General features: G+C 32.8%; 6 protein-coding genes. 3 read left to right on the forward strand and 3 right to left on the reverse strand.

All coding sequences use genetic code 11. From position 1 onward, the window contains the following. Positions 1–24 precede the first annotated feature (24 nt). Both B4A23_RS12965 and B4A23_RS12970 read right to left on the reverse strand, forming a co-directional pair. The gene (locus B4A23_RS12965; protein ID WP_280050768.1) at positions 25–1,041 is read right to left on the reverse strand and encodes a hypothetical protein; all 1,017 of its coding nucleotides are present in this window, start codon (positions 1,039–1,041) and stop codon (positions 25–27) included. A gap of 218 nt (positions 1,042–1,259) precedes the next feature. Further along, positions 1,260–4,001, reverse strand: coding sequence for a M16 family metallopeptidase (locus tag B4A23_RS12970; RefSeq protein ID WP_291120652.1), 2,742 nt, complete (start codon positions 3,999–4,001; stop codon positions 1,260–1,262). Between the two features lie 120 nt (positions 4,002–4,121). Between B4A23_RS12970 and B4A23_RS12975 the strand changes: the two genes are divergently transcribed. The 3 genes from B4A23_RS12975 to B4A23_RS12985 all read left to right on the forward strand — a co-directional run bounded on the left by B4A23_RS12975 (position 4,122) and on the right by B4A23_RS12985 (position 10,539). Continuing rightward, complete coding sequence (locus B4A23_RS12975; RefSeq protein WP_291120654.1) at positions 4,122–6,536, forward strand: alpha-ketoacid dehydrogenase subunit alpha/beta; 2,415 nt, start codon at positions 4,122–4,124, stop codon at positions 6,534–6,536. Between the two features lie 90 nt (positions 6,537–6,626). Continuing rightward, complete coding sequence (locus B4A23_RS12980) at positions 6,627–7,877, forward strand: type IX secretion system plug protein domain-containing protein (protein ID WP_291120656.1); 1,251 nt, start codon at positions 6,627–6,629, stop codon at positions 7,875–7,877. Positions 7,878–7,899: 22 nt separating this feature from the next. Continuing rightward, entirely contained in the window at positions 7,900–10,539 is a 2,640-nt protein-coding gene (locus B4A23_RS12985) for a DEAD/DEAH box helicase family protein (RefSeq protein WP_291120658.1), read from the forward strand. 1 nt (position 10,540) lies between these two features. Here B4A23_RS12985 and B4A23_RS12990 read toward each other — a convergent pair whose 3' ends face one another. Beyond that, positions 10,541–10,900 (reverse strand): DUF2200 domain-containing protein, encoded by a 360-nt coding sequence (locus tag B4A23_RS12990; RefSeq protein ID WP_291120660.1) that lies wholly within the window; start codon positions 10,898–10,900, stop codon positions 10,541–10,543. Between the last annotated feature and the right edge of the window lie 38 nt (positions 10,901–10,938).

Raw genomic sequence — 10,938 nt, forward strand, 5'->3', positions numbered from 1 at the left:
TCTTGGTTAGTCTTGTATCAATAATTAGTTTAGGGTTATTTTTGCTTGACTAATCTTAAATCCATTTTCGTAAACATTGAACGTGTAAACTCCTTTTTGGAATTCCTCGTTTTCCCAATCAAACGTAATATTTTTTGTTTGTCCGTTTGTGTAATTAAAGTTGATTGCATCAGAGAAATTAACTGTATCTCCAGATCTCAATTCAATTTGTCCACCTTGTGCATTTCCATATCTTCCTAAAGTTCCATCAGGATTATAGATAGCAACATATAATTTTTTCTCTCCAGATTCCGTTCTCGAATTACGATCTACATCAAAAGAAACACGAATTTTATCAATACGTTTTGCACGTGTTTTTTCAACTTCTTTTCCGCTATTTCTTACACGAATTCCTTTGATTTGTTGATTAGAAACAGATAAAGTTGAACTTAATTCATTAATCTTTCCTTTCGAAATTGCATTGTCTTTTTGACGAACACTTTTTTCTGTTTCGTAGTTATATGTTAACTCTTTATTGTTTTCTCTTAAATTGTTGTTGTCTGTTGTTAAAGCAGAATTTTTATTATTTAATTCGTCAACACTACGTACAAGAATTGCATTTTCTTTTTGTAAACGCGCAACTTCAGATTTGTAATTTTTTACACTTCCTTCTAAATCGTTGATCATTTTACGCGCACGATTCATTTCTTCTGCAGTAGGGTTGTCTTTATCTAGAATTTCTTGAATATCTTGATTCTTTAACTGAATCATATTTTCTTTATCGCCCAATAAATTGTTACGATCTTCGATACGAGCTTTATATTGTGTATAGTCGTTTAAAATCGAATCATATTGTTTACGAATTTGATCTTTTTGACCCGTTTCGTTTTTAAGGATTTGAGAATTTAAAGATTCATTTTTTTCAAGATTCCCGATTTGGTTTGCTTGATAAATATTATATCCTACACTTCCTGCTAATAAGATTCCGACTAATGCCAAAGGAACTACTAAACCGTTTTTTCCTTTGTTTGTTGGTTGATTGTTTTCTTCTAATCCTTGCATATGAATTATTATTTAAGGTTAATTGTTTTTTTATTGTTTCTAGTGTTAAGAAATTATGATGCCAAAAACTTAGGATGATGTTAAAATGAGGGTTTTTTAACAAAATTTTTCACATTTTAGACCGAAAATGAATAATCATGCAGAATTTTATTCTAAATAAATCATAAAAAAAGCTCCAGAATAATCTGAAGCTTTCTTTCTATTTTGATGAATTGTATTTATTTTTTATCAAAAGTTCCTGTGTAAACAGAAGTCAATTTGTCCAAAGAAATGTATTTTTTGAAAACCTCGTTTACTTGGTTTACATTTAATGCATCTACTTTTTTCTCTAAATTATCAAATTCATCAAATGTAATTCCGTTTAATAAATAACCATTCGATAAGCCTAACAAAGTTCCGTCAGTTCCCAAGGAAGTCGTACGTCCGTTTTTCCAACTTACAATATTTGTTTTCAATTCGTCCGCTGTGAAACCATCTTTTAATGCTTTTGAAACTTCTTCTTTCAATGCTTTTTCAACCGCTTCACGTTTTGTTGGATTCAAGAATGCATAATATCCCCAAGAAGAAACGTCGTTTTTAGGATCGCTTGGAATCGAAACATAAGAACCTGCGCCGTAGCTGATTCCTTCTTTTTCTCTTAATCGCATTGGAATACGAGCAGATAAAAATCCTCCACTTCCAATCATTTCATTTGCCATAACCATTGCGGCGTAATCAGCACTTTCACGATTCATTTTGAAGTTAATTGACCCAACTGCTGCTGCATTTTCTTTGTCTGGAATGTTATAAAGTTTATCCTCTTTTTTCGTTGCTGTAAAAGTTGGATATGCTTTTTCGTACTTCGATTTACTGTTCCATTTACCAAAAGTATCGTTCAATAACTTTTCAACTTTCGCTTTGTCATTTGTTCCAACAATAGAAACAACGCCATTTTGCGCACCTAAAATATTTTTATAAAAATCAACTAAATCAGTTTGTTTAATTTTCTTCAAATCATCTTTCGTTTCAGCAAAAGAAGCCGTGTAGAAAATAGAAGATTTAGGGTAATTAGATGTTAAACGACTAATTTCGTTGAAGGCTAATGCTTGCGGATCGTTTGTATTTGCATCTAAATATGTTACATATTCGTTCACAGATTTTACTAATTCAGCTTCTGGGAAAGTTGGTTCTGTAATGATTTGACGCACAATATCCATAGTTTTGTCTAATGAATTTTTGTATGTGTTGATTGTTACAGATAAATTTTGTCCTCCAAATCTAAATCCAATCGAAGATTTTAAAGCATCTAATTGATCTTTGATTTGTTCTTTTGTTAGATTCTTCGTTCCAGACATTAACAATTCAGCTGTTAATTGACCGATCATTCCTTTATTTGCCAAATCTTTTTCATTCGAAACAGGTAAATTAAACGAAAGAATTACTTTTTCACCTTTAATTTCTTTGTCGATGATTCCATATTTTAGACCATTGTTCAATTTTCCTTCTGCATAATGAGCTTTCAAATTTTTGATCGAAGCTTCAAATGGTTTTGCTTCTTTCTCAACTGCACGACCTTTGTAGTTCGAAACTAATTCTGTGATTTGTTTATTCGTTAATTCAGTCGGTTTTACACGAATTTCATCTTTCGTCGGAATAAAAGTTCCTACTGTTCTATTATTCGCTCTAAAATATTTTTCAGCAACACGTTTTACATCTTCTTTGGTTACTTTCTCGATATTATCGCGGTACAAGAAACCTAAACGATAATCACCAGCACCAACAATTTCTGTTAAACCAATGGCGTAATTAATCGTATTATTTTTTTGGTTTTCGATGTTTTTCACAATACTTGCTTTCGCACGTTGCACATCTTGATCAGTATAATTAATTGTAGCAACTTTGTCTAATTCTGCACGAATATCATTTTTCGTTTGCTCGATATTTTTCTCTTTTGGAATTTCAGTTCCGATATAGAAGAAACTCGCATCGCGAACCTCTGGACTATACGCCCAAATAGAAGCAATTTTGTGCGTATCAACCAAAGATTTGTACAAATATCCCGAAGGATCTGAAGTCAAAATATTATTTAAAACATCAATCGCTGCATAATCTTTATCGCTATATGCTGCAACGTGATACATTACACCAACAGATTGTGAATCTCCTGCACGTTTTACTTCAACAAATTTTTCACCATCTTGCGCTGGTTCAACTGTTAAAATTTCATCTAAAACACGCGTTGGTTTTGGAATCGAAGCAAAATACTGATTCACATATTCCATTGTTTTTTTCTCGTCAAATTTTCCAGCAATAATTAAAGTTGCATTATCTGGTTGATAATATTTTTCGTAGAATTTGCGCAATTGTGGTGTTTTTACACGCTCAATATCTTCTTTAGATCCAATGGTAGATTTTCCGTAATTGTGCCATAAATAGCCAGCAGAAATAACACGTTCCATTAAAACACTTGACGGGTCATTTTCACCAATTTCAAATTCATTACGCACAACCGAAAATTCTTTGTCCAAATCTTCTTGTTTAATGGTTGCATTAATCATTCGATCAGCTTCCATTTCCAAACTCCAACGTAAATTTTCATCGCTTGATGGGAAAACTTCGTAATAATTTGTACGATCATAATATGTCGTTCCATTTGCGCGTCCACCTTTGTCAGATAACATTTTCTTGATATCGCCTAAATTTTTTGTTGATTTAAACAACATATGTTCTAATAAATGCGCCATTCCTTTTTCGCCGTAACCTTCGTGTTTAGAACCAACATTGTAAACAATATTTACGACAACATTACTTTGCGATTGATCAGGGACTAATAAAACTTGTAATCCATTTGGTAGTTTGTATTCCTTGATTCCTTCTACTTGCGTCACAAAAGTTGCGCTTCCAGATTTCGTTTGAGCCATTAAGTATGGTGAATTTGCAAAGGCAAAAACCAGACATATACTCAGTAAAGTTTTTTTCATGTATTTATTTTTATAGTTATTAATTGGATGATACAATTCTATAATCTATTCGTTAGACGCAAATTGTATGGTGTAAGTTACAAATCTTTTGTTAAATTTGTGATGCAACAAACAAAAGAAATGGAAACAAAAGAGGTAAATAAAATTACTTTCGAAGAGTTTAAAAGTCAAATCATTAATGATTACAAGACGGCTTTTATGTCTCGCGAAGTAAGTCTTTTAGGGAGAAGAGAAGTACTTACTGGGAAAGCAAAATTTGGAATTTTTGGTGATGGAAAAGAATTACCACAAATTGCAATGGCAAAAGTATTCAAAAATGGAGATTTCCGTTCTGGATACTACCGCGATCAAACATTTATGTTCGCAATTGGTCAATTAACTGTTGAACAATTTTTTGCACAATTATATGCTTTAACAGATTTAGAGAAAGAACCTTCATCTGGAGGTCGTCAAATGACATCTCACTTCGGAACACGTTCTTTAAATGAAGACGGTTCTTGGAAAAAATTAACAGAACAAAAAAATTCGAGTGCTGATATTTCGCCAACAGCTGGTCAAATGCCACGTTTGTTAGGTTTAGCACAAGCTTCAAAATATTTTAGAAATGTTCCTCAATCAGACGAAGATCAACAATTTTCTGTAAACGGAAATGAAATTGCTTTCGGAACAATTGGAGATGCAAGTACTTCTGAAGGTCATTTTTGGGAAACTATAAATGCAGGTGGAGTTTTGCAAGTGCCAATGGTTGTTTCTATTTGGGACGATGGTTACGGAATTTCTGTACCAGCTAAATTTCAACGTACAAAATCGAATCTTTCTGAATTATTATCAGGTTTCGGAAGAACGGAAGAGGAAAGAGGTTACGAAATTATTACTGTTAAAGCGTGGGATTATCCTGCTTTGATTGAAGCTTATACACGCGCAGAAAGATTTGCGCGTGAGCATCACATTCCGTGTATTGTACACGTGCAAGAATGTACGCAGCCGCAAGGTCACTCAACTTCTGGTTCGCACGAGCGTTACAAATCAGAGGAGCGTTTGACTTGGGAAAAAGAATTTGATGGAATCACAAAATTCCGTGAATATATTTTAGCATTTGCAGATCATTCGGAAGCAATTATTTCTGCGGAAGAGTTGGATCAATTAGAAGCTGATGTTAAAGCTGAAGTTAAAGCTTCTCAAAAACAATGTTGGGACGATTATTTGAATCCAATTTTGGATTTGAAAAATGAAACGTTAGAATTATTGACTAAAGTTGCTTCAGAAAGTGCAAACGGAGCTTTTATCAATATTGAAATTAGTAATCTAAAATCAAAGAAAAGCCCTTTTAAACGTGATGTTTATGGAGCTGTTCGTAAAGTTATTCGTTTAACTCGTTCAGAAAATTTAACTTCTAAAACTGAATTAATTTCTTGGTTAGATGTTAAAATGAAACGCGAAGAAGAAATTTATTCGACTAAATTAGTTTCTGGTACTGCAACTCAAGTTCCACAAGTAAAACCTGAGTTTGGAGAAAATCCAGCGTTAGAAGATGGTCGTGTAATTGTTCGTGATAACTTTGATAAAATTTTCGAAAAATATCCAAAGGCATTAGTTTTTGGTGAAGATGCGGGAAACATTGGTGATGTAAATCAAGGTTTAGAAGGTCTTCAAGCAAAATATGGAATCGATCGTATTTCGGATACAGGAATTCGAGAAGCAACAATTCTTGGTCAAGGGATTGGTTTGGCGATGCGTGGTTTACGTCCAATTGCAGAGATTCAATATTTAGATTATATCCTTTATTGTTTACAAGGAATTTCTGATGATTTGGCAACTGTGCTTTATCGTTCGAATGGAGGTCAAAAAGCGCCTGTTATTATCAGAACGCGTGGTCACCGTTTAGAAGGTGTTTGGCATTCAGGTTCGCCAATGGGAGGAATCTTGAATTTGGTTCGTGGCGTGAATGTTTTAGTTCCGCGTGATTTAACAAAAGCTGCAGGTTTTTACAATACATTGATGCAAGCAGATGAGCCTGCGATTGTTGTAGAAAGTTTGAATGGTTATCGTCTAAAAGAGCCTGCACCAACTAATATAGGTGAATTTACAACGCCAATTGGTGAAGTAGAAATTACAAAAGAAGGAAAAGATGTAACGTTGTTAACATACGGTTCTACTTGGAGAATTGTGATGGATGCAGCGAAAGAATTGGAGCAATTAGGTATTTCTGTTGAAGTAATTGATGCACAATCTTTATTGCCTTTCGATATTAATGCTGATGTAGCGAAAAGTTTGAACAAAACGAATCGTTTAGTTATTGTAGACGAAGATGTTCCAGGAGGAGCAAGTGCTTTCTTACTACAAGAAATTATCGAGAAACAAGGTGGATATTTCACATTAGATAGCGCACCATTGACGATTACAGCGAAAGCTCACCGTCCTGCGTATGCGACTGATGGAGATTATTTCTCAAAACCTTCTGTTGATGATATTACAGAACAAGTTTATGAATTGATGCGCGAAGCGAAACCAAATGAGTTTCCTGCTTTGTACTAAAAAAAAATTTTAGAGTTATATAAGCGTATGTCTTTTTCAAAAAAGGCATGCGCTTTTTTTGTATTTTTAACCATCAAAATTATAATGAAAATGAAATTTTATTCGATCATATTTTGTCTATTGACTTCTGTTCTTTTTGGACAATTTCAGGATATAATTCCTCCGAAAAATATCAAGACGGTTCAAGTTTTTAACCCGCAAACAAACGATAATACACCCATTATCAAGTTAGGTTCTAGCGAAAGATTAATTTTTCTTTTTGATGATATCAGTGCAGGTTATAAGCGTTATCAATATTCTATTGAACATAGAAATGCAGATTGGTCTGAATCGAATATTTTTCAAACCGAATTTCTAAATGGTGTTAATGCTGATTATGCGCGAACATATAAAAATTCATTCAATACGTATCAAAAATATACCAATTATCAAATTCAATTTCCGAATGAGCAAATGAATGTAAAATTGCCTGGAAATTATGTGTTGAAAGTGTATTTAGAAAATGATTCGAATCCAATTTTCACGAAACGTTTTGCGGTTTATCAACCAATTGCAGATGTTGGCGTGATGGTTTCTCGTTACAATAATCCAACGATAAAAGAATTGAATCAGCGTTTACAAGTTCAAGTTTCGAGTGGAACACAAAACTTGACTGAAGTTCCAGATGGAGCAAAATTATTTTTGATGAAAAATAACAATTGGAATGAAGGTTATTTTGTCAATCAACCATCTTTTTCTCGACCAAATCAGTTAACATATAATGATACCAATATTTTGTTTGACGGTGGTGCCGAATATAATTGGTTTGATAACAAAAATTTAGAAGTTCCGAGTTTAACAACAGAAAAAACATTCAGAAAAGATAGTGTTTACCATACTGTTTTGCGTGCAGATATTCCGAAGTATAATTTACCATACGATGATTATCCAGACATTAATGGAAATTTTTATATCCGAAATAACCGTTATGGAAACGAATATGCAGCAAATTCTGAAGCAGATTATTCGTGGGTTTATTTTGCCTTAGACGCTTTCGAAGATCAAAATGGATTATACGTTCCGTATGTTGTGGGAGCTTTTAATAATTGGGAAATTGACGATAACTCGAAATTAGAAAAAGACGATGCAGGATTTTGGGTAACCGAATTATTTTTGAAACAAGGTTATTACAATTATCAATATGTCGTAAAAAATACCAAAACAGGTAAAATCGATCCAAGTTATGTGAGCGGAAGTTTTTGGCAAACTGAAAATCAATATCAAGCGTTGTTTTACTATCGCCCTTGGGGACAACGATACGATGTGTTGATGGGATATGGAACTGGAAATTCGAGGAGATAAATAATTCAGTTTTTTATCAATCATGACTTTCAACACTCAACCTATAAAATTTAAGTATTCTTGGCGCGATTATCAACAGCGAGTTTTAGATGAATTAGAATTTCATTTAGAAGATGCGCATCTTAATGTTGTAGCACCGCCTGGTTCTGGAAAAACGGTTTTGGGATTGGAAGTGATGCTTCGGATTAATGAGCCTACGCTTATTTTAGCACCAACTTTAGCGATTCGTAATCAATGGAAAGATCGATTTATTGAGCTTTTTCTTGATAATAAGGAAGTCGATTGGATTTCGATGGATATTCATCAACCAAAATTTCTTACCATTTCTACTTATCAGGGATTGCATGCTTCGATGATGAAAGACGAACAATCTTTGATTCAATTATTAAAAGAAAATAACGTCAAAACTTTGATTGTAGACGAAGCGCATCATCTAAAAAATGAATGGTGGAAAAGTCTCAATAAAATCAAAAGTGAATTATCACCAAAGATTGTTGCGTTAACTGCTACGCCGCCTTTTGATGTTGCGAAAGAAGAATGGAATCGTTATCTCACTTTTTGTGGTCCGATTGATTGCGAAATTTCTGTTCCAGAATTGGTCAAACAAAAAGATTTGTGTCCACATCAAGATTTGTTGTTGTGCTCATTTCCTACAAATTTCGAGAGTGAAATTATTTCCAAAAATATTGAAGAAGTAGAAGCTTTTTTTCAAGAAGTTAAAGAAAATACAGCTTTGTATGAATTTGTTTTGACGTTAGATTTTATAAAAACGCCCGCAAGTTGTTTCGACGAAATTTATGCAGATTTTGATGCGTATGCGTCTTTTGTGATTTATCTGAAATCGTTTGATACGCCATTGGATTTTCAGCATTTGGATTTATTAGAAAACGAAACGATAGATTTTCCGCCTTTCAATTATTATTGGGCAGAATGTATGTTCAATTATTTGTTGTTTAAAGATGAAGAATTTTATTTGAAACACGAAAAATTTTTGAAACCATTTTTAACGAATTTAAAACGAATCGGAGCAATCGATCAGAAAAAAGTTACGTTACATTATAATCAAAAAGTTAAAAATTCGCTGATAAATAGTGTAAAAAAGATTGATAGCATTGCAGAAATTGTAAAGTCAGAATACCAACATTTGGGCGATAAGTTGCACATGGTGATTTTGACGGATTACATTCGAAAAGAATTTTATTCGGATAATTTACAGAATGAGCCAAGTAAAATAAAGTTGGGTGTTTTTCCAATTTTCGAAAAACTTCGAAATCTAAATTCAGAAATAATTCCACATCTTGCGATTATTACAGGTTCGATGGTAATCGTTTCGAAAACAATTCTTCCAAAATTAATTTATCAGTTCAAAGACAAGACAGAAGTGGTTCAGTTCAAATCGGTGATGTTCGATGATAATTTTTTCGAAGTTGTTGCAGAAGATAATTCAAGAGGAAATTTGTTGACTGTTTTAACAAAATTATTCAATGAAGGTTTTATCAAAATAATTGTCGGAACTCGCGCTTATTTGGGCGAAGGTTGGGATGCACCAAGTATCAATAGTTTGATTTTAGCGAGTAATGTAGGTTCTTTTGTAACGTCAAATCAGATGCGTGGGCGTGCAATCCGTGTAAATTCTGATGATCCAAATAAAGTGAGTAACGTTTGGCATTTGGTTACGTTGGATTTATTTGCGCAAAATGGCGGTGGAGATTTGGATAAAATGAAACAACGATTTGAGGCTTTTGTTGGAATTTCGCAAAAGGAAAACACGATTTCGAATGGTATTTCTCGTCTGAATCTTCCTGAACAATTTACTGAGGGATCTATTGAAAATTACAATCAGCAAACGATAGAATGGAGTAAAAATGATGTTCAAATTAGAGATTCTTGGACAAATTCTATTGCCGAAGGAACAAAAATTGATAATGAATTAAAGTATTTTTATGACGGAGAAAAAGAATATAATTTCTCAAAACATTTGTATTATTCGAAGTCGATAAAAAGTTTAACAACAAGTTTGCTTCTTTCATTCATCTCTTTTATCGTTTTCTTTTTCGAAGAAAGTGTCCGAACACTTTTATTTTCGATGTCGAAAAGAAGTTTTCTTTCAACCATAATATTTCTTTCAACGGTCGGAATTGTGTATTTCGGAGTTAATTTTTACAAAAACATCAAACTTTATATTCAATATAGAGATATCACCAAAGATTTTCAGAAAATAGCTGTTGCGTTATTCAATACTTTGCAACATTTTAATTTATTGTCTGATGAACTGCGAGAAACAAATATTTTAACAACTGTTGATAAATTGGGAAATATATCGTGTAGTTTATTGTCGGCAACAACTTATGATAAGGCGATTTTTTTAGATTCGCTCGAAAATATTTTAAATCCAATTGATAATCCACGTTATTTTATCGAACGAAAAAGTGTGTTGATGAAGCTTTTCAAACAGAGAGATTATCATTCGGTTCCCGAAATTATTGGTCAACACAAGAAAAAGGCCGAATATTTTCATCAACAATGGTTGCAACTTGTAGGCGATGCAGAATTGCATTACACAAGAAGCTATTATGGACGAAAAAAGTTGATAAAAGCGAAAATGAAATCATTAAGTTTTCAGTTAAAGCAACCAATTGAACATATCAAAAAGTGGAAATAATCTAACTTCTCAAAATCTTTTCCATCGTTTTTCCTTTGGCTAATTCATCGATTAATTTATCTAAATATCGAATTTTCTGCATCAATGGATTTTCGATTTCTTCCACACGATAACCGCAAATCACACCTTTTATTTTAGCTGCATTTGGATTAAAATTTGGTGCATTTTCAAAAAAATCTTGAAAGTTGGTTTTATTGGTTAAAATTTCTTCCAAATCTTTTTCAGTATAACCTGTCAACCAAAAAATAATTTCGTCAACTTCCGTTTTTGTTCGGTTTTTCTTTTCTGCTTTCGTGATATAATGTGGATAAACACTCGCAAATGACATTTCGATTACACGCTGAAAATTTTTATCATTCATTTTTTTAAATTTATTTTATAATATTGATATATAGATTT

The organism is Empedobacter sp. UBA7248 (assembly GCF_002472945.1).
Taxonomy (GTDB): Bacteria; Bacteroidota; Bacteroidia; order Flavobacteriales; family Weeksellaceae; genus Empedobacter; species Empedobacter falsenii_C.

Coding starts and splice junctions, on each gene's coding strand:
- B4A23_RS12990 (WP_291120660.1), bottom strand. CDS start 10,900: ATGAATGATAAAAATTTTCAGCGTGTAATCGAAATGTCATTTGCGAGT.
- B4A23_RS12970 (WP_291120652.1), bottom strand. CDS start 4,001: ATGAAAAAAACTTTACTGAGTATATGTCTGGTTTTTGCCTTTGCAAAT.
- B4A23_RS12975 (WP_291120654.1), top strand. CDS start 4,122: ATGGAAACAAAAGAGGTAAATAAAATTACTTTCGAAGAGTTTAAAAGT.
- B4A23_RS12985 (WP_291120658.1), top strand. CDS start 7,900: ATGACTTTCAACACTCAACCTATAAAATTTAAGTATTCTTGGCGCGAT.
- B4A23_RS12980 (WP_291120656.1), top strand. CDS start 6,627: ATGAAATTTTATTCGATCATATTTTGTCTATTGACTTCTGTTCTTTTT.
- B4A23_RS12965 (WP_280050768.1), bottom strand. CDS start 1,041: ATGCAAGGATTAGAAGAAAACAATCAACCAACAAACAAAGGAAAAAAC.